The 20,130-nt window shown below is 67.1% G+C and carries 14 protein-coding genes and 2 tRNA genes; 6 read left to right on the forward strand and 10 right to left on the reverse strand.

Annotation, left to right across the window (positions count from 1 at the left end; genetic code table 11):
• Window positions 1-90 precede the first annotated feature (90 nt).
• Window positions 91-3,264, forward strand: coding sequence for an autotransporter domain-containing protein (locus ACK4I0_RS07315; protein ID WP_409609643.1), 3,174 nt, complete (start codon window positions 91-93; stop codon window positions 3,262-3,264).
• 55 nt (window positions 3,265-3,319) lie between these two features.
• On the opposite strand, the gene ACK4I0_RS07320 is transcribed toward ACK4I0_RS07315, so the two are convergent.
• The 3 genes from ACK4I0_RS07320 to ACK4I0_RS07330 form a co-directional block, all read right to left on the reverse strand.
• On the reverse strand, window positions 3,320-5,041 hold the full coding sequence (locus tag ACK4I0_RS07320; RefSeq protein WP_409609482.1) for a tetratricopeptide repeat protein: 1,722 nt from the start codon (window positions 5,039-5,041) through the stop codon (window positions 3,320-3,322).
• A gap of 62 nt (window positions 5,042-5,103) precedes the next feature.
• Window positions 5,104-6,432, reverse strand: a complete 1,329-nt coding sequence (locus ACK4I0_RS07325) for a dicarboxylate/amino acid:cation symporter (RefSeq protein WP_409609484.1) — start codon at window positions 6,430-6,432, stop codon at window positions 5,104-5,106.
• A gap of 41 nt (window positions 6,433-6,473) precedes the next feature.
• Window positions 6,474-7,577, reverse strand: a complete 1,104-nt coding sequence (locus ACK4I0_RS07330; RefSeq protein WP_409609486.1) for an amino acid ABC transporter substrate-binding protein — start codon at window positions 7,575-7,577, stop codon at window positions 6,474-6,476.
• 75 nt (window positions 7,578-7,652) lie between these two features.
• On the opposite strand from ACK4I0_RS07330, the gene metC reads away from it, so the two are divergent.
• The gene (gene metC / locus ACK4I0_RS07335; protein ID WP_409609488.1) at window positions 7,653-8,822 is read left to right on the forward strand and encodes a cystathionine beta-lyase; all 1,170 of its coding nucleotides are present in this window, start codon (window positions 7,653-7,655) and stop codon (window positions 8,820-8,822) included.
• On the opposite strand, the gene ACK4I0_RS07340 is transcribed toward metC, so the two are convergent.
• The 5 genes from ACK4I0_RS07340 to ACK4I0_RS07360 form a co-directional block, all read right to left on the reverse strand.
• Window positions 8,819-9,550 (reverse strand): TlyA family RNA methyltransferase, encoded by a 732-nt coding sequence (locus tag ACK4I0_RS07340; RefSeq protein WP_409609490.1) that lies wholly within the window; start codon window positions 9,548-9,550, stop codon window positions 8,819-8,821. The two genes, metC and ACK4I0_RS07340, sit on opposite strands and share 4 nt — an antisense overlap.
• On the reverse strand, window positions 9,547-12,366 hold the full coding sequence (locus ACK4I0_RS07345) for a valine--tRNA ligase (protein ID WP_409609492.1): 2,820 nt from the start codon (window positions 12,364-12,366) through the stop codon (window positions 9,547-9,549). Before ACK4I0_RS07345 ends, ACK4I0_RS07340 begins: the two co-directional genes overlap by 4 nt.
• A gap of 102 nt (window positions 12,367-12,468) precedes the next feature.
• Window positions 12,469-13,050, reverse strand: a complete 582-nt coding sequence (locus tag ACK4I0_RS07350) for a DUF2497 domain-containing protein (RefSeq protein ID WP_409609494.1) — start codon at window positions 13,048-13,050, stop codon at window positions 12,469-12,471.
• A 127-nt stretch (window positions 13,051-13,177) separates the two neighbouring features.
• Window positions 13,178-14,710, reverse strand: coding sequence for a TolC family outer membrane protein (locus ACK4I0_RS07355; protein WP_409609496.1), 1,533 nt, complete (start codon window positions 14,708-14,710; stop codon window positions 13,178-13,180).
• 126 nt (window positions 14,711-14,836) lie between these two features.
• Window positions 14,837-15,463 carry a protein-L-isoaspartate O-methyltransferase family protein gene (locus ACK4I0_RS07360; RefSeq protein WP_409609498.1) on the reverse strand — a complete coding sequence of 209 codons (627 nt, stop codon included), beginning with the start codon at window positions 15,461-15,463 and terminating at the stop codon, window positions 14,837-14,839.
• 135 nt (window positions 15,464-15,598) lie between these two features.
• Between ACK4I0_RS07360 and ACK4I0_RS07365 the strand changes: the two genes are divergently transcribed.
• Window positions 15,599-15,672, forward strand: a tRNA-Cys gene (locus ACK4I0_RS07365).
• 20 nt (window positions 15,673-15,692) lie between these two features.
• On the opposite strand, the gene ACK4I0_RS07370 is transcribed toward ACK4I0_RS07365, so the two are convergent.
• Window positions 15,693-16,511, reverse strand: a complete 819-nt coding sequence (locus ACK4I0_RS07370; protein ID WP_409609499.1) for a TrmH family RNA methyltransferase — start codon at window positions 16,509-16,511, stop codon at window positions 15,693-15,695.
• A 58-nt stretch (window positions 16,512-16,569) separates the two neighbouring features.
• Between ACK4I0_RS07370 and ACK4I0_RS07375 the strand changes: the two genes are divergently transcribed.
• The 3 genes from ACK4I0_RS07375 (at window position 16,570) to ACK4I0_RS07385 (ending at window position 19,529) form a co-directional block, all read left to right on the forward strand.
• A tRNA-Asn gene (locus ACK4I0_RS07375) sits at window positions 16,570-16,644 on the forward strand.
• Window positions 16,645-16,994: 350 nt separating this feature from the next.
• Window positions 16,995-19,097, forward strand: coding sequence for a catalase (locus ACK4I0_RS07380; protein WP_409609501.1), 2,103 nt, complete (start codon window positions 16,995-16,997; stop codon window positions 19,095-19,097).
• 111 nt (window positions 19,098-19,208) lie between these two features.
• Window positions 19,209-19,529, forward strand: coding sequence for a TonB family protein (locus ACK4I0_RS07385; RefSeq protein ID WP_409609503.1), 321 nt, complete (start codon window positions 19,209-19,211; stop codon window positions 19,527-19,529).
• Window positions 19,530-19,539: 10 nt separating this feature from the next.
• Here the strand turns inward: ACK4I0_RS07385 and ACK4I0_RS07390 are convergent, their stop codons facing one another.
• Window positions 19,540-20,016, reverse strand: a complete 477-nt coding sequence (locus ACK4I0_RS07390; protein ID WP_409609505.1) for a response regulator — start codon at window positions 20,014-20,016, stop codon at window positions 19,540-19,542.
• Between the last annotated feature and the right edge of the window lie 114 nt (window positions 20,017-20,130).

Here is a 20,130-nt window from a genome sequence, read left to right on the forward strand (position 1 = left end):
CAAATTCGAGAAACTTGGGACATGCTGGCGCGAACCCTGTTAAGGGCGGCGTCACACCTTGCGCGCGTGGCCACAGGGATTGCTTTCCGAATGCGTATTCTTCTTGCGACCGCCGTTGCGATCGCCCCTCTGACGATCGCTGCGGGCGCCCAGGCGCAGGTGGTGATCTCCAACGCCCGCACGACGCCCATCACGACCGCCAATGCGACGGGGACGGGGCCGGACAGCATTCGCCTTGCCAGCGGCGGGTCTATTGCGGTGACGTCCGGGACAGCGCTGACGGTTAATTCCAATCACGATGTGACGCTGGATTCGGGATCCAGCATCACGATGGCCAACGCTGCGGATGGCGCGACCGGCATTCTCGTACAGGGCGGCTCGACCAGCAATCTGAACATCAGCGGTTCGATCCTGGTTTCGGACAGCATCGAAACCTATCCCGACACGGATGGAGACGGCGATCTGGACGGACCCTGGGCCACCGGCACGGGACGTTACGGCGTGCGCGTTACCGGCCCCGGCGTCGTCACAGGCGACATTCTGCTGAGCGCCAGCGCTGCTATGCAGGTCGAGGGCAATCAGTCCTACGGCATTTCGGTTGAAAGCGATCTGGACGGACGTCTGCAGTCGCTGGGAACCATTCGAGTCGTTGGTGACGATTCAATCGGCATCCGCACCACGGGCGCGATCAGCGGGCCAGTGAACATCAGCGGACCCGTTTCGGTCTCCGGCGCCAATGCGACTGCGATTTCGGTCGGAGGCGATGTCGGCGACCGGCTGGCCATCCAGGGTGAAATCTCGGCTTCGGGATATCGCTACACTTCGCGTGGGTCCGATGAGTTCATCGCCGGCCTGGATCCCGACGACCTGCTCCAGGGCGGCCCTGCCGTGCGGGTGGCGGCCAATATCGCCCGCGGGGTAATTGTTGACCGCCCGCCGGAGGCCGTCGAAGGCCAGACCGATGCAGACGGAGACGGCATTCTGGATTCGGCCGAAGGCACCGGTTCGATCACCAGCTTCGGCGCCGCTCCTGCCATCTTGGTGGGAGCGGATGATCGTGACATCACCCTAGGCGTCGCTGGAACTGGTGATAACGCGTACGGCTTCATCAACCGAGGTCAGATCACGGGGCTCGGGGTCTACGACGAGGTCTCTCCTACCGCGCTGCGCTTTGGCGCTGAGAACGGCGGTCAGGTCGCCATCGAAGGGGGTATCCGAAACGAAGGGTCGATCGCCGTTTTGTCGTTCGAGGCGGACGCGACGACCATTCACCTGGCGGCCGGCGCGAACACGCCGACCTTGATCAACACCGGCACGATCAGCGCCGGCGCCTCCACCCAAACCGACAGCCGGATCGTCAACCTGTTGATCGACCAGGGCGCCAGCCTGACGTCCTTGGAAAACCGCGGCAGCATGCTGGCCACGTCGGGTGGCGGCAACGCCAGCACGACCAGCATCCTGGATCTGAGTGGTTCTCTGTCGTCGATCACCAACTTCGGCTCTCTGCAGGCCACCCTCGGCGCGAACGAGGACGGCACGCCGGCCACCGGCAGAGCGGTCGCCGTTGACGTCCGGGCCAACACAACCGGCGTCAGCTTCTTGCAGGATGGCGTTTTAGCGGACGATGACGATGACTCCGCCGACACCGACGGCGACGGCGTGCCGGACCTAAACGAGCCGATCACCATCGGAGCCATCCTTTTGGGGTCTGGCGCCGACACCGTGGATATCCGTAATGGCTCCGTCGTCGGCGACATCTATTTCGGAGATGGCGCTGATCGTCTGTCGATCTCGGGCGGTGCTGTCGTTCGTGGCGGCGTCTACAGCGGCGACGGACAGCTCGATCTCGACATTTCCAACGGACGACTGGTCGCAACTCAATCGGAAGCTCAGTCGATCAGCAGCCTGAATGTGGGATCTGAGGGCGAGCTGGTGGTGACGGTCGATCCGCAGGCTGGCGTGGCCAATGGTTTCGACGTGGCGGGCGCAGCGAACATCGCCGACGGCGCGACTGTGGGCGTGCGATTCAACTCGCTCGTGGACGATCCCCAGCGTTTCAGCCTTATCCGTGCGGGTTCGCTGAACATCGGCGCTCTGGATCAGAATACGATCCAGGCCAGCTCGCCTTATCTTTTCGTTGTGGAAGGCGGTGCGGACATTCCAGCCGGCGAGGTGTTCGTGGATGTTCGTCGGCGCACCGCCGACGAGGCTGATCTGATCGCCGTCGAGCGCCAGGCCTTCGATTCCTTCTATCAGTCGCTCTATTCCAACGAGGTCATCCGCAACGCCTTCCTGGAACAGCTGGATCGCGACGGCTTCATCAATCTCTATGAGCAGATGCTGCCGGATCATTCGGGCGGACCGCTGCTGTCACTTGCCTCGGGCGTCGACGCCGTCACGCGGGCGCTCACCGGTCGCAACGCCTCCGCAGCGCCGGGCGAAACCAGCGCCTGGATCCAGGAAATCAACTTCTACGCCGACAAGGACAAGACCGACACCTACGGCTTCCGTTCCGAAGGCTTCGGCTTCGCCGGCGGCATCGAGCGCGGCACGGGCTACGGCGCCATCGGCATCTCGACCGCCTTCACGTCTTCGGACTTGGAAGACCCGGAGGCCGAGGCCGAGGAGCGCCTGTCCGCCAGCCTGTTCGAGCTGGGCCTGTATTGGCGCGCACAGGGTCAATACTGGACCACTTGGGCGCGGGCGGCCGGCGGCTACGCCAGCTTCGACTCCACCCGCCAGCTGGTCGGCGAAGGTCTGAACCTGCGCACCGAATCCGACTGGCACGGCTTCACCTTGGCTGCAGCGGGCGGCGCCTCCTACGAGCGCACCTTCGGTCGCGTGAACGTCCGCCCGGAAGTCTATCTGGAATATTTCTCGCTGAATGAAGACGCCCACACCGAACGTGGTGGCGGTGACGGCTTCGACCTGGATATCGACAAGCGGGACGGCCACCTGTTCTCCGCCATCGCGGCGATGAACGTGGGCTATGGTTTCGGCGAGAACGGCTGGCTGCGGCCCGAGCTGCGTGTCGGCTGGCGCCAGAACATCTCCGTCGACGCCGGCGAGACCATCGCCCGGTTCGCCTCGGGCGGCCCAGACTTCCGTCTCTCGCCGGCCACCATCGAGGGCGGCGGACCGATCCTTGGCTTCCGCCTGAACGTCGGCAACGACTTGGGCATGCTGTCGATAACCGCCGACGCGGAACTGCTGGAAGACTACGTCCGCTACAGCCTGCTGCTGCGCGCCAGCTTCCGCTTCTAAAACCGATCCAGCAGAGACGCCGTCCGGTGGCCCGGGCGGTGTCTCTGTCTGTGTCTCAGCTCAATGCCAGAGACATCTCGTCGCCGATCCATTCCACGCGCATTTTCGCCAAAGCGGCCTCAGCGGCTGAAGGATCACCCATGGAGGTCTCGGCCTGAGCCAGGACGAAATAGCTGTAGGGATCACGGGGCCAGTCCGTCAGCAGCTCCAGTATCTTGGCCTTGGCGCCGACCGCGTCGCCGTTCGCCAGCATGGCCGCCGCCAGGCTGCGGCGCGTCGGATACCAGACGATGGGCGGATCGCCGCCCTCCGAGCCGCCCATGGCCTGGATCTCGGCGGCGCGGGCGAAGGCGGCGATGGCCGCCGGCGCATTGCCCTCGATCATGGCGGCGCGGCCTTCCAGCACACGCTGTGACAGTTCGACGAAGGCGGCGCGCATCTCGGCCTGGGGTCCGCTGAAGCCGGCGGCCACTCGTATGTCGCGGATGGCCTGGGCCTCGGCGCGCACGGCGGCGGCATCCCCTCTGCGGGCCGCGGCCTCGCCACGCGCATAGCGCCAGCTGATGCGCATCATGGGTCGTTCGACAGCCGGTTCAGCCAGCGCCGCAACGCGGTCCTGATCGGCGTAGCGGCCGTAGAGCGCATAGGCGTTGTTGGCCATCATCTGACGCCACAGCAGCCGGTCGCCCTCGCCCTGGGTCGGCGGCTGCACCAGTTCGGAATAGGTCGACAGGAAACCGTCCGCCAGCTTCAGCCCCTCCTCCGCCCCGCCGGCCATCAGGGCGCCGCCCATGCCGAAGTGGATGTTGTGTCCATGCAGCGGCATGCCCTTCACCCCGCCCGGAGGCGTCGCCAGCCGGTCGTAGCGCTTGTCCAGCGCCACGGCCTGGACGTTGGACATCATCGCCTCGCGATAGCGCCCGACGCGGAAGAAGGTGTGCGACGGCATGTGCACTAGGTGGCTGGCTCCCGGCGCCAGCCGCGCCAGCTTCTCGCCGTACGGAATCGCCTTGTGCGGATCGTCGGACCATTCGGTCAGGTGGATGTACAGATGGATGGCGCCCGGATCGTCTGCGTTGATCGACAGGGCGTGCTCCAGCATCTGCATGGCGCGGGTGATGCCCGGATCGGCGGCCTTGCCGTCCTTATCCCACCATTCGTCGGCGTTCAGCATCCAGGCGTCGGCGGTTACGGCCGCAACCGAGACGTCATCGGGATGGGCGCGCGCGATACGGTCCATGGCGCGGGCGAAACGCTCTGAGCGGGTGTCTTCGCGGCCGGAATAGCGCTGGATCAGGGCGTCGATCATGCGCTTCTGCATCGGCGTGGCGCCGCGAGCCAGGCGGCGCGCGTCCCGCGCGGCGGTCAGAGCGGCGTCCAGCGACGCCTTGTCGTTGCCGCCGCCGTTCAGGTTCGGCCCCAGAGCCCAGGCCTCGCCCCAGGCGCACAGGCCGCAGTTCGGATCTAGCGCCCTCGCCTTGCGGAAGGCCCGCACGGATTCGGAGTGCTCAAAGGCCCAGCGCAGCTTCACTCCATGGTCGAACCAGGCTTGGGCCTCGGGAGTGGCGGTGTCGATCTTGAACCCGCCGGTTCCGAAGCCGTCGACCATGACCATGTCGCCGCTGGGCGTGGCGTCAACGGCCGAGCCGACCCGGCCGCAGACCTGGGGACGCTCGATCAGATCGCGCGCGGCGCGGTCAGCGGTGGCGTCGGCCACGGCCTGCGGGCCGATCGTCAGGGCGGCGATCGCCGTCCCTGCCAGCAGCATCAATCGCATGTCCCGCCTCCCCGCGTTCCGGCGTCATCCTGGGCTGGATGACGCCGGGTCGCAAGATGGAGTCAGGCGACCTGGGGCGCGATCGGTTCCGGCTCCCCATCGGGGATTTCGGGCTCGTCTTCGTGACCGCGCGACACTACCTGGGCCACCACCAGATCGCCGGTGACGTTCAGGGTGGTGCGGCACATGTCGAGGAAGCGGTCGACGCCCAGGATCAGGCCGATGCCTTCGGGCGGCACGCCGACCATGGCCAGGATCATCGCCACCACGGGCAGAGATCCGGCAGGCACGCCCGCCGTGCCCACGCCGCCCAGGATGCAGACCAGCATGACGATGAACTGCTGAGCGATGGTCAGCTCGACGCCGAAGACCTGGGCCAGGAACAGCACCGTGACGCCCTCGAACAGAGCGGTGCCGTTCTGGTTGGCGGTCGCGCCCACCGTCAGAACGAAGCGCGAAATCTTGCGCGGGAGACCCAGGTTCTGCTCGGCGACGCGTAGCGACACCGGCAGGCTGGCGTTGGAAGAGGCGGTCGAAAAGGCCACCACGATGGCCTCGCGAATGTCCTTGAAGAACTTCAGCGGCGACGCGCCGCCCAGGGTAGCGACGAAGATCGGATAGACCACGAACATGTGGATCGCCATGGCGCCCACGGCCACGGCCACGTAGCGCGCCAGCACGATCAGAAGATCCCAGCCGAACAGGGCGGCCAGGTTGAACATCAGGGCGGCGATGGCGAAGGGCGCCAGTTTGATGACGAGGTTGATGAGCTTCATCATCACCTCGAACACCCCCTCGATCCCCTGCTTCAAGCGGTCGGTGGCGGCGCTCTTGGCCATGACCAGGCCGACGCCGAAGAACAGGGCGAACACCATGACCGGCAGAATCTCGTTGTTCGCCATGGCGGTGAAGACGTTCGACGGGATCAGGTCCAGGAAGAAGTCCGCCGCCTGAACCGACTCTGGCGCACTGCCGACGATAGCCGCCGCGCCGCTGGCGCCTTGGGCAAGCAGCTGCTGGGCGATGGTCGGGTCGATGCCGTCGCCCGGCCTGAACACATTGACCATCACCAGGCCGATGACGACGGCGATGGCAGACACCACCACCGTGAACAGCAGGCTCTTGATCCCGGTGTTGCCCAGCGTCTTGAGGTCGCCCATCTCGGCAACCCCGACCACCAGGGCCGAGAACAGCAGAGGCAACACCAGCATGAACAGCAGCTTCAGAAAGATCTGACCCGCCGGTCCGGTGATGTTGCTGGTCAGCCAGACGACCCAGCCCGCGTCGGCGCCCACGGCGACGTGGACGATCAGCCCGCCCACCAGGCCAACCATGAAGCCGATAAGCATCAGCCAGTGCAGCGGCAGGCCCCGCTTCGCTTGCGTTTCCATTCTTCCCCCTAGAGGTCGGCGCCTTGGGCGCGTCGTGTCGCCTATCGAATCGGCAGGCCGTAGATCAGGCCGCCCGGTCGAGCGTTCCATTGTGCATTGAGGCCGCGCGCCAGGTCGAGCGTTGATTGCGAACCCAGGTTTCGGTCAAAGATTTCGCCATAGTTGCCGGTGGCGGCGATGGCCTTCTGCGCCCAGTCGTTCGGCAAGCCGAGCATGGCCCCGAACTCGCCCTCGCGGCCCAGCATGCGGCGGATGCGCGGATCGCCGCTCTCGCGCGCCAACTGAGCGACGTTGTCGTCGGTGACGCCCAGTTCCTCGGCCAGGATGAGCGCATTCAGCGTCCAGCGGACTATTGAGGCCCAGCCTTCGTCCTCACGCCGCACCACCGGGCCCAGCGGCTCCTTGGAGATGACGTCAGGCAGGACGGCGTGCGCCTGTTGATTGGTCAGGCTGACCCGCGCGGCGGCCAGGGCCGAAATATCGGCCGTCAGCGCGTCGCAGTCTTCGCGCGCATAGGCCTGACGCGCCTCTTCCTCGGTGCGCAGGACTACCGGGCGGTATTCGATTCCCCGGCTGCGGAAATAGTCGCCGACGTTCAGTTCACTGGTCGAGCCGGACTGCACGCACACCCGCGCGCCATTCAGCTCGGACGCGCTGTTCAGGTTCAGCGAGCGCCGGACCAGAAATCCCTGGCCGTCGTAATAGTTGATCCCCGCGAAGGTCAGCGCGTCGCCCGCCTCCCGCGTCAGGGTCCACGACGTATTGCGCCAAAGCACGTCGACCCGCCCGGTGCGCAGGGCCTCGAACCTCTGCTCGGCGTTCAGCGGCACGAACCGCACCGCGCGTGGATCGCCCAGCACAGCGGCGGCAAGCGCCCGGCAGAAGTCCACGTCAAAACCGCGCCACTCGCCGCGATTGTCGGTGTAGGCAAAGCCGATCAGCCCCGGATTGACGCCGCAGTTCACGCGCCCGCGCTGCTTGATGGCGCGCAGGGTCTCGCTGTCGCCCGGCGTGTGCGGACGCGCGGCCACCGCCGCGTCGCCCTCGGGCGCCGCGGCGTCCTCGACCGGACCTTCGCCTCGGCCGCATCCTGCAAGGGCCAGCGCGGCCATGATCGCCGCCAGCCCTGTCGTCCTGATCCGCATGGCGCCCTCTTCCGCTTGCGCCCCCGCCCGCTTTAGAGCCTTGTCGAGCCCTCGCCGCAACCCGTGAAGGTCCCGATGAAGCCGCTTTCCGACCGCACGCGCCTGATCGCCTCGGCCACGAAGCGGGGTGCGGGCCGCCGACCGGTCAATCCGCCGATCGAGCGCGCCTCCACCATGCTCAGCGATCAGCCGGAGTGGATGCGCGACCCATCACTAGGCCCCGTGTACGGTCTGGACGGCGGCTCGGCCGCCCGTGCCCTTCGCGGCGCCCTGGCCGACCTGGAGGGCGCCCATCAGGTCCACCTGACCCCCTCGGGTCTTTCAGCGGTGACCGTGCCGCTGCTGGCGCTGCTCAAGCCCGGCGACGAAGTTCTGACCACCGACGCCCTGTACGGCCCCAGCCGGCGATTCCTGACCCGACACATGGCGGCGCGCGGCGTGACCACGCGCTTCCATCCGGCCGAGGCCGACAGCGCGGCCGTGGCGGACCTTATCGGCGAACGCACCCGGCTGGTGCTGATCGAGTCGCCGACTTCTCTCACCTTCGAGATGCTGGACGTGCCCGCCTTGGCCCAGGCCTGCCGCGCACGCGGCGTGCTGACGGTGATGGACAACACCTGGGCGGCCGGCCTGGCCTTCAAGCCCCTGGCGCATGGAGTCGATGTCTCGGTTCAGGCCCTCACCAAATACGTCGCCGGCCATTCGGACGTGTTAATGGGCTCGATCGCGGCCGCCGATCCAGCAATCTCTCGCGTGGTTGCCGAAACGGTCGAGGATCTCGGCTGGCACGTTTCGCCTGACGACGCCTGGCTGGCGCTTCGGGGGCTGCGCACCCTGCCCGTCCGCTACGCCGAACAGGGCCGCTCGGGGCTTGAGGTCGCGCGCTGGCTCGCGGCTCGGCCCGAGGTCGCCCGCGTCCTGCACCCTGCCCTGCCCGACGCGCCCGGCCATGATCTCTGGACGCGCGATTATGCAGGTTCGGCCGGCCTGGTGGGCGTGGTCATGCAGGGCGGCGACACGGCCAGCGCCCATGCTCTTATGTCGGCCCTCTCGTTGTTCGGTCTCGGCTACTCCTGGGGCGGATTCGAGAGCCTAATCACACATGAGACCCCGCAACTGACCATGCGCGCCCATCCGCCCGCGCTGGAGGGAGCACTCCTGCGCCTGCACGTTGGCTTGGAAAATCCCGCCGATCTCATCGTGGACCTGGAGGTCGGCCTCGCCGCCTGGCGCGACGCACTCTAGCCGCGGGACGCCCAGACCAGATATTCGACGTTGCCGTCACCGCCGAGAATGGGACTTTCGGCATCGGCTTTCACGCACCAGCCCGCAGACTCCAGCCAGGCCTTGGCGCCCTCGAGGGCTCCGCGCTGTGCGTCCGCGTCCTTGACGACGCCCTTCTTGCCGACGCCGCCGGGACCGTCCTGCTCGAACTGGGGCTTCACCAGGGTGATCAGGTCCGCATGCGGGGCGGCCAAGGCCAGAGCCCCAGGCAGAACCTTGGCTAGGCTGATGAAGCTGGCGTCGCAGACGATCAGCTCTGGCGGTGCGGTGATGATCTGAGCCGTCAGGTCGCGAGCGTCAGTGCGCTCCAGATTCGTCACACGCGGGTCACCGGAAACCGAGGGATGCATCTGGCCAAATCCGACATCGACCGCGAACACCCGCGCCGCGCCGCGATCCAGGCAGACCTCGGTGAAGCCGCCGGTGGAGGCTCCGACGTCCAGCACCACCCTGCCCTCGACCGGAACAGGCCACAGGTTCAGGGCGTGATCCAGCTTGAGCGCGCCGCGACCGACCCAGCGATGCGCGGCCTCGGCTTGGATGGCCGCATCGTCCGCCACCTGCTCCGACGGCTTGGCGACCGTACGGCCGTCAACCATCACTCGCCCGGCCTCGATCGCGGCTCGGGCCCGGGCGCGCGTGTCGAACAAGCCGCGGGCGACCAGGAGCTGGTCGATGCGCGTCTTCAAGCGATCTCGCTCAGTCGGCCGAGGGCCGCCTGCAGCCTGGCCTTGCCGGCTTCCGCCTCGGCCAGCTTGGTCCGCTGCTCCTCGACCACTTCGGCAGCGGCGCGTGACACGAAGTTGGGGTTGCCCAGCTTTTTGTTCACATGGGCGATGTCGCTGTCGAAGGCGGCGATTTCCTTTTCCAACCGCGCTTTCTCGGCCGTCAGGTCGATGATCCCGGCCAACGACAGGGCGGCCGTTGTCGCGCCCGACATGAAGGTCACGGCCCCCTCGGGCGCGGTCTGGGCCGCTTCGACCGCCGACACGCGCGCCAGGGTCAAGATCAGGTCGCGGTGGCGCACGATCAGTGCTTCTGTCTCGGCGGTCGACGCGACGAAAGTCAGCGGCGGCTTGGCGGACGGCGGCACATTCATCTCTCCGCGCAGGGCGCGAACCTCGGTGACCAGATCGACCAGCCAGCCGATCTCGGCCTCGGCGCCGGCGTCGATGAAGGCGTCGGGCAGCTCGGGCCAGGGCTGGCCCATCAGGAGACCCTCGCCGCCCAGCTGAGCCCACAGCTCCTCGGTGATGTAGGGCATGACCGGGTGTAGCAGCTTCAGCGTCTGATCCAGCGTCCAGGCCGTCATGGCACGGGTCTCGGCCTTGGCCGCCTCGTCGGCGCCCTGGAACACCGGCTTGGCCAGCTCCAGATACCAGTCGCAGAAGACATTCCAGATGAAGCGGTACAGGGCGCTGGCCGCGTCGTCGAACCGGCCGCCCTCCACCGCCGCCGACACCTGGCGCTCGGCCTTGGTCAGTTCGCCGCGGATCCAGCGGTTGATGGTCTGCTCGACCGTCGCCGGATCGAAGCCCTCAACGCGCGCGGCCTCGTTCATCTGGGCGAAGCGAGAGGCGTTCCACAGCTTGGTGCCGAAGTTGCGATAGCCTTCAATGCGTTGCTTCGACAACTTAATGTCGCGCGTGCCCGACAGGATGGCCATGGTGAAGCGCAAGGGGTCGGCGCCCAGCTCGTCGATGATGCTGAGTGGGTCGATGACGTTGCCCTTGGACTTCGACATCTTCTGGCCCTTCTCGTCGCGGACCAGGCCGTTGATGATGACCCGCTTGAACGGGACCTCATCCATGAAGTGCAGGCCCATCATCATCATCCGGGCGACCCAGAAGAAGATGATGTCCGCCGCCGTGACCAGGTCGCTGGTGGGATAGAACCGCTCCAGGTCCTCGGTCTTCTCGGGCCAGCCCATGGTCGAGAACGGCCACAGGGCCGAAGAGAACCAGGTGTCTAGGACGTCCTCGTCCTGGGCAAGCCGAACTGAAGTGTACGGATAGTCGGAGCTATCCAACGGCTCGCCACCCTCCCAACCGACAGCATCGCTTTCGGTAGCTGGGCAACCGTAGAAGGCCTCGGCCTGAGCAATCGCCTCGGCCGCACTCTCGGCAACGAAGATTTTAAACGGCCCACTCTCCCATTTGCCGTTTTCGCCTGCGGGAGGGCCAAACCATGCTGGAATGCGGTGGCCCCACCACAGTTGGCGCGAAATGCACCACGGCTCGATGTTGCGTAGCCACTCGAAGTAGATCTTCTCGTAGGACTTTGGTTCGAAGACCGTGTCGCCATGCTCCACCGCCTTTAGCGCGGGCTGAGCCAGCGTATGGGCGTCAACGTACCACTGATCCGTCAGCCACGGCTCGATCACCACGCCCGAGCGGTCGCCGTGCGGCACCATGTGGCGGGTCTTCTCGATCTCCTTCAGCCAGCCGTCTTCCTCGGCGCGGGCGACGATGGCCTTCCGCGCCGCAAAACGGTCAAGGCCCACAAACTCAGCCGGCACCTCAGGCGAGTCTGCGTCCGTTATGCGCGCTTCGGAATCCATGACGTTCAGAGCGTCGAGCCCCGCCCGCTTGCCCACGCCGAAGTCGTTGAAGTCGTGCGCCGGCGTGATCTTCACCGCGCCCGAACCCTTGGTCGGATCGGCGTAGTCGTCGGCGACGATCGGGATGCGACGGCCGGTGATCGGCAGGGTCACGAACTTGCCCACCAACCCCGAATAGCGCCCGTCGTCGGGATGCACGGCGACGCCGGTGTCGCCCAGCATGGTTTCGGGGCGGGTCGTGGCGACCACGATGTAGTCGCGCGTCTCGAATTCGCTCGCCTTGCCGTCCTCGTCGAAAGCAAGCGGATGCTCATAGGTCACGCCGTCGGCCAGCGGATAGGCGAAGTGCCAATAGGCGCCGTCGACCTCCTTCTGCTCGACCTCCAGGTCCGAAATGGCAGTCTGGAAATGCGGGTCCCAGTTCACCAGCCGCTTGTCGCGATAGATCAGGCCGTCCTTGTGCAGCTGGACGAAGACCTTGCGGACGGCGGCGTTCAGGCCCTCGTCCAGGGTGAAACGTTCGCGGCTCCAGTCGCAGCTGGCGCCCAGGCGGCGCAGTTGGCGCACGATGGTCCCGCCGGATTCCGCCTTCCAGTCCCAGACCTTCTCGATGAAGGCGTCACGGCCCAGGTCGCGGCGGCTGACGTTGCCTTCGGCCGCCAGCTTGCGTTCGACCACCATCTGGGTGGCGATGCCGGCGTGATCGGTGCCCGGCAGCCACAGCACCGCCTTGCCGCGCATCCGGTGATAGCGGGCCAGAATGTCCTGCAGCGTGTTGTTCAGTGCGTGGCCGATGTGCAGAGAGCCCGTCACGTTCGGCGGCGGGATGACGATGGAATAGGCCTGGGCCGCCGTATCCTGGCGCGGGGCGAACAGGCCCGAAGCCTCCCACTGATCATAGAGACGGGGTTCGGCGGCCTGGGGATCAAAGGTCTTGTCGAGCATGGGTGTCGTTTCGGGGATGAGGGCGCCGCTGTCCAGCGGCGCAAAAGAAAAGGGCGGCCCCGCCTCGCGGAGCCGCCCCATGACGTCGTCAATCAGGAAGGGTCAGCCGGCGTTGCGGGCGATGCGTTCGACTTCCTTGCGTACCTGGGCCTCGACGATGCCGGGCAGATTGGCGTCCAGCCAGTCCTTCAGCATCGGGCGCAGCATTTCGGCGACCATGGCCTCGACGGTCGAGCCGCTGGCGAAGTTGAGGTCCGGGCCGCGCGCCGCGGGGGCCTCGGGCTTCTGGAAGGTGGCGGCCAGGCCGGCGAAAGCAGAGGCGGCGCTGGCGGCGGCGCTGTCGCCGACCAGGGAATCATAGGGGCTGGCGGCCGGCGCGGGCTGAGGCGCGGGCTCCGGCTCGGGTTCGGCGGCCGGGAAAGGCTGGGCCTCGGCCACATCCAGGTCGCCGATCTGCTCGGGCTCGGCGCGCTCGGTCAGCTCCAGCACCTCTTCCTCGGCCTGGACCGAGGGGGTCTCGTCCATCAGCGCCGGCGAAGGCGCGGGTTCGGGTTCAGGCTCGGCGGCGGGCGCGGGCTCTTCGCCGGCGGGCGCCTCGGCCGGAGCGTCGTCCTCGGAGATGATCCGGCGGATCGACGCGAGGATTTCCTCCATCGTCGGTTCCTGAGCGGACTGATCGGTCATGACGGACATCCTCAGCGAATCCTGACGGGTCGTCGAACGTCGCTGCCGCCCGCCCCCGGTCGTCCTGTCGTCGCATCAACGCCCGCCGGAATCAACGGGGCTTTTTCGCCTGACAGGCGACTGATGATCAGTTTTGCGGCGCGGTCCGGACCACGTCGCCCTTCAACTGCCGATCAATCGGAGCGTCTTCCGCATCGTTGGCCGGGAGCACCGGCGGGGCCGCGATGCGGTCGATCGCCTCGATCACGCCGTCCCACGGCAGGGCGCCGCGGTTGCGCACGCGGCGCAGATTGGCCTCCGCGTCATAGGCCTCGATCGTGGGATCCAGGTTCGGGCCGCCCAACCGGCCCATGGCGGCCAGCAGCTGGGCTTGGGCGACGTATTCGTTGCGGCGGGCGGCGGCCAAGGTCACCTGTGCGGCGCGCAGCTCCAGTTCCTGGTTCAGGACGTCCAGGGTCGTGCGCAGGCCGACCTGGGCCTCCTGGCGCACACCTTCTGCGGCGACCGAGGCGGCGCGCACCGCCTCATTGCCGGCCTGGAGCGTCGATCGCGCCGACACCGTCTGGGCAAAGGCGCTGGAAATGCTCTGCAGCAGCGTGCGCCGCTGACCTTCGACGCCGATCTGGGCGGCGTTGGCTTGCTCAAGCGCCTGGGCGACGCGCGACCGGTTCAGCCCGCCGGTGAACAGCGGCACGGAGAGAGTCGCACCAGCCTGAAACTGCGTGCGTTCGGCCAGGTCGATGCTGCCGAAGTCGCTGCTGGACCCGCCGTAAGAGGCCGTCGCCCGAACCGAGGGCAGATACTCGGCGCGCGCCAAGGCAACCTGCGCCTCGGCCGCTCGCTGATTGTAGAGAGCCGCCAGAACCTGCGGGTTCTCGGCCAGCCCGACGGCCATGGCGTCGTCGAAGTCAGTCGGCAGGCCCGGCAGCACCGGCAGCGCCTCCATGTCCGCCGGCGCCTGGCCGACAACGGCTGCGTAGGCGGCGCGCGACGTCGACAACTGCGCCTGGGCGTTGGCCAGATCGGCCTGCGACTGGGCCAGGCGTGCTTCGGACTGGGCCACGTCGGTGCGGGTGATCTCGCCGACCTCGAACCGCGCGTTCGACTCGTCGAGTTGGCGGTTCAGGACGGTGATGTTGTCCTGGCGGATGCGCAGGATCTCCACGTCGCGCACCACATCGGCGTAGGCCTGGATGACCGAGGCCATGACCGACTGCTCGACCGCGCGAAGGTTCTCGCGCCCGGCGCGGACATTGGCCTCGGCGGCGGAGATGCCCAGGCTGGTGCGGCCGCCGGTCCAGATGTTCTGGCCCAGACTGACGCCGGCGTTGAGGCTCTCGCTCTCGGAAACGCCCCCCGGCGAAACCGTGTCGGGCACGCCGTCGCCGTCCAGGTCGATCGCCTGGCCACCCTGGCTGTCGGTGCGGGCGTAGGTCGCGCCCGCGGAGCCCGTGATGGTCGGGCGCAGGCCCGATCGTGCCTGGACGATGGTCTCGTCCAAGGCGCGCTGGTTGGCGCGCTGCGCCAGCAGGGTCGGATTGGTGCGGTAGGCCAGAGCGATGGCCTCCTGCAGCGTGTCGGCCCAGGCCGAGGCCGGCGCCGCGCCCATCGTCAGGGCGACCACGGCGGCTGTGGCGAGCGCGCGGGAGCGTTTGAACATGACCAATCCTCAGCCTGGCGCGGTCAAGAGATCGCGCGCCCCATTCTTCCGGCGTGTGTTGCGGCCTAGGCTCGCTCCGCGCCAGTTAAGTTTTTTTCACGCGAGCGCCAGGAGAACCCGTCGCTTCTAAAGCGCAAAGGCCGGGGCCGGGGTGAAGACGTCCAGAACCGGAGCCGCAGCGTCGAACAGTTCGCGCCGCGACACGCCCTGTTCGCCGCGCACGTACAGCACGGCCTTGCCCACCGGCCCGGTGCGCTCGACCACCGCCAGACGCCCGCCGACGCGCAAGGCGTCGATCCAGGTCTGCGGACGATGCGTGACCGCGCCCTCGCTGATCATGACGTCCCAGCCCTCGCCCGCCGGCTGGCTCAGGTCGCCCTCGACCGTCGCGACGCCGTCATCGGCAAGGGCGGCGGACGCGACGGCCAGCACCTCGGCCGAATCCTGGGCGGTGGCCTTCAGGCCCATGCGGCTCAGCACGGCGGCGGCGTAGGGGCCGGCGACCGCCAGGGCGCGCTCGCCCTCGCGCGCGTCCAGCGCCTGGAGCAGCTTGGACAGATCGCGCGGCAGCATCAGCTTGCGACCGCCCGCGATCTGCGGAGTCACGTCGGCATAGGCCGAAGCCTGGCGATCAGCGGCGCAATAGCGTTCGCGCTCGACGGCCAGCATGGCCCCCTGGATGGCGCGATCGGTGACGTCGTTCACGCGGACTTGCGAGTCCACCATGACCTTGCGCGCGGCGGCGAAATCCATCGATCCAGAGTCCTTGGGCAGGCCCCCGACAAAAAGGGGCGAAATCGAAGGCGCTTATAGGTCCGTGCGTTGCAGGGGACAATCCGATCTGATAGCGAACCCGCCTCGCGATGGAGCGGCGCCTTTCGAGGTGACGGCCTGATGGCGGAGTGGTGACGCAGAGGACTGCAAATCCTTGCACCCGGGTTCGATTCCCGGTCAGGCCTCCATCGCGAGTTTCCCTCCAGATCTACAGATCGACCTGCGTCAGCTGGTGCAGGGCCACCGCGCTGGTCGCGGCGACGTTCAGCGAATCGAATCCGCCCGCCATGGGGATCCGCACCGCCCGGCAGCGCGCGATGATCGAATCGGGCAGGCCCGGCCCTTCCGATCCCATCAGAATCGCCCGGGGCATGTTCGAACGCGACAGCGCGGCCAGCCGATCACCCGCGCCCGGTGTAAAGGCCAGCACCTCGACGCCGCGCGCGAGCAGCGCCTCGACCATAGCTTGGCCTGACCCCGCCACAGCCATGGGTGTTCGCAGCACGGCGCCGGCCGAAACCCTAATGGCCTTGCGGTAGAACGGATCGCAGCAGCGGTCGTCCAGCAACAGACCGCTCGCGCCAAACGCCGCCGCATTGCGGAACAGGCCGCCCATGTTGTCGTGGTTGCCGATGCCGCAGGCCGCGACCAGCACCCCGCCCTGCCCCATTTCATCGAGGATCGAATCCAGCGACCGCGCTTTGGGCTTCTCGCCCACCGCCAGGATGCCGCGGTGCAGGTGAAAGCCGGCGATCGCGTCCAGCACGCCCTGCGGCGCCAGATGGATCGGAGCGCCTTCCGGCAGGGCCTCCAGAATCGGGCGCACTTTCTCCAGACGCTGCTCGGCGATCAGCACCGCGCGCGGGCGGCACAGCGACCCCGCCGACGCGAGTACGCGCAGCACCACCTCGCCCTCCGCGACGAACAGCCCCTCGCGCCCCGTCAGATCGCGCTCGCGAATGTCGCGAAAGGCGGCGATGCGGGGGTCGTCGGCGTCTCGGATCGAAATCAGGTTCAATTCAGTCATATTTCCCGTTGCACGATCCGGAAGCCCGCTGCTATAGGCCCGCCTCCCGAGCAGCTGTTCCGCGGTAGCTCAGTGGTAGAGCAGCCGACTGTTAATCGGCTGGTCGTAGGTTCGAATCCTACCCGCGGAGCCACTCGGGCATAAGTTGTTGTTTTCGAGATTTGATCTCCGACAACGCCCTGCCCCTCCCCACTGCCACACTTGAGGTTTTCAGGCGCGTTCTCTCTGCGGGCCCCGTTCAGGGTTCTAATGGCGACGCAGCAATTCGCTCCAGCGGATGCAGCCTGCGATGTCGGCCTGCCGACATAGGAACCGGCAGAGCCCGAGCGGCTTAAGGTTCTGCTGCCGGCGCGGCGGGAAGCCTCGCCGCCGAAGGCATCCGTGTCGCGCCTCTCTGAACACCTAATCCCTGTGCGTTGGCCTCAATCCGACGCCGCGCGACTACGCCGTTCTCCCTCGCAGGCCTTGTCAGGACAACCACCGATGACCTCCAAACAATCCAAGACCGACGCCGCGTCGCCTGCAACCACTGAAACTGGACATGGCGGAGAACTGCATCAAAGCGCCTCGGCCCCTGAAACCCGCACCACGACCAACCACGGCGCGCCGATCAGCGACAATCAGAACTCCCTCAAGGCCGGCCCGCGCGGTTCGACCCTGCTGGAAGACTTCATCCTTCGCGAGAAAATCCAGCATTTCGACCACGAGCGCATTCCCGAGCGGATCGTTCACGCCCGCGGCTCGGCCGCCCACGGCTATTTCGAGCTGACCGAAAGCCTGGCCGACTTCACCACCGCCAAGGTGCTGACCGAGGTCGGCAAGAAGACCGAGGTCTTCACCCGCTTCTCCACCGTCGCCGGCGGCGCCGGGTCTGTCGACACGCCGCGCGACGTGCGCGGCTTCGCGGTCAAGTTCTACACCACCGAAGGCAACTGGGACTTGGTGGGCAACAACATCCCGGTCTTCTTCATCCAGGACGCGATCAAGTTCCCCGACCTGATCCACGCCGTGAAGATGGAGGCCGATCGCGGCTATCCGCAGGCCGCCAGCGCGCACGACACCTTCTGGGACTTCATCGGCCTGATGCCCGAGAGCACCCACATGGTGATGTGGGCCATGTCGGACCGGACCATTCCGCGCTCGCTGCGGATGATCGAGGGCTTCGGCGTCAACACTTTCCGGCTGATCAACGCCGAGGGCGAAGCCACCTTCGTCAAGTTCCACTGGCGGCCCAAGCTGGGCACGCAGTCGACCTGCTGGGACGAGGCGGTCAAGATCGCCGGCGCCGATCCTGACTATCACCGCCGCGATCTGTTCGAAGCCATCGACCAGGGCGACTTCCCCGAGTGGGAGTTCGGCGTGCAACTGCTGAGCCAGGCCGAGGCCGACGCCCTGCCCTTCGACATCCTTGACGCCACCAAGCTGATCCCCGAGGAGGATCACCCGATCCGCGTCGTTGGCCGCATGGTGCTGGACCGCAACCCGGACAACTTCTTCGCCGAGACCGAACAGGTCGCCTTCCTGCCGACCAACATCGTGCCAGGCGTCGATTTCTCGGAAGACCCGCTGCTGCAGGGCCGGCTGTTCTCCTATCAGGACACCCAGCTGTCGCGCCTAGGCACGGTCAACTTCCACCAGCTGCCGATCAACCAGGCCAAGGGCTGCCCGTTCCAGAACTTCCAGCGTGACGGCCAGATGCAGACGCAGGTCTTCAAGGGTCGGGCCAACTATGAGCCGAACAGCCTGGCCGACGCCCGCGAGGACGGCGGCCCGCGCGAGGACCCCAAGGGCGGCTTCCGCACCGCGCCCATCCCGCAGAAAGGCGAAAAGGTTCGCCTGCGCGCCGAAAGCTTCGCCGACCACTACAGCCAGGCGCGGCTTTTCTTCCGCTCTCAGACCGAGATCGAACAGGCGCACATGGCCAGCGCCCTGGTGTTCGAACTGTCCAAGGTTTCGCTGGCCCATGTGCGCGAGCGCGTGCTGTCCAACCTCCAGAACGTGGACGATACCCTGGCGCAGCGGGTCGCGGACGGCCTGAACCTGCCGCTGCCCGCGCCGTCGGATCCGGCGGTCGCGCCCATCGATCTGGATGCCTCGCCGGCCCTTCGCATCGTCGGCAAGTATCCGGACACTCTGGAGGGCCGCAAGGTCGCCATCCTGATCGCCGACGGGTCCGACGGCGCGGTGGTCGATGCGGTTCGCAAGGCCGTGGAAGGGGACGGCGGCTCGGTCTTCATCGTTGCGCCCAAGATCGGCGGCGCCAAGCTGAAGGACGGCTCCACCCTGGCCGCCGACGGCCAGTTGGCGGGCAGCCCCTCTGTGCTGTTCGACGCGGTCGCCATCGTCCTGTCGGACGAAGGCTGCGCCATGCTGATGAAGGAAGGCGCCGCGGTCGATTTCGCCAAGGACGCCTTCGGCCACCTGAAGGCCATTGGGCACACCCCTGCGGCGCAACCCTTGCTGGACAAGGCGGGGGTCGAGCCGGACGACGGCGTGGTCGACCTGTCCGGCAAGGCCGATGGCTTCATCGAACCCGCACGGACTCGGCAGTGGGATCGCGAGCCCAAGGTGCGAATGCTCGCCTGACGCTCGCATTGGCCGCTGGGCTGTTTTTCATAGGCGGTCCAGCGCATTCCAGAGCCCTGCGCCGGAACCGAAGATGCGCCCGGCCATTCGACTCCCGACCAGGAGACTGAAATGCTGGAACTGCTCTTCGCCGCCGCCCTCTTCGCTGAGCCCGCTCACAAGGCGCCTTCAGTGGCCGAGCCTCGCAAGGCAGCTGCCGTGGCGAGCAAGCGCGAAAACGCAGCCATCCTCGCCGGCGTCGCGGTCACCCTGGAATGCACGGCGCGGATCAGCGGTCGGGTTGAAAACTGTCATGTGCTTGGCGAAACACACCCAGGCCTGGGCTTTGGCGAGGCCGCCGTGGCCCTGATGCGCGACGCCCAGGTCACGCCGCCCCCGCGTGATCTTCAGTTCGCCCACACCATTCAGTTCACGCCCGACGCCGCCGACTGATGCCGACGAATCAAGCCGCGGTCTTCGCCGACCGCCCCTCCAGCCGCGCGATAAGCTGGGCGCTGGCTGCGCGCAGCTGACGGTCCGCCTTGGCCGACCTCAGGGTGAAGCGAAGCTGATAGGTCAGCAGCCGCCAGTTCAGCGGCTTGGTCACGAATGCCGTCGCGCCAGCGCGGAAGGCGCGGTCAATGGCTTCGACGTCCTCTCGTCCCGTTTCGACCACGACCGGCAGGTGCTTCAACGCCGCGTCCGCGCGGATGGCCGCCAGCAGTTGGAACCCGTCCATGCGCGGCATCTCTAGATCGGTCAGGACCAGGTCGTAACTGCGCGCCGCCAGCATCTGTAACGCCTCGACGCCATCTTGCGCCACATCGACGCTGGCGCTGGCCGAGGCCAGGTTCACGCGAGCGAACTCCCGCAGGATGGGATCGTCATCGACGAAGAGAAGGCGCGCCTCCTCATCCAGGACATAGAAGAAATCACTCATGCCGTTTGTCCCGGAGGCGCGCGGCCTCCTGCTGATCCCCCGACCAGGCCTCAAGCTTAAGCCTCGGGTCATTAACGGCGCGTATCATCAGCACAATCAGCCGCTTCGGAATTG

Source organism: Brevundimonas sp., assembly GCF_046295775.1.
In the GTDB taxonomy this organism is placed as follows: domain Bacteria; phylum Pseudomonadota; class Alphaproteobacteria; order Caulobacterales; family Caulobacteraceae; genus Brevundimonas.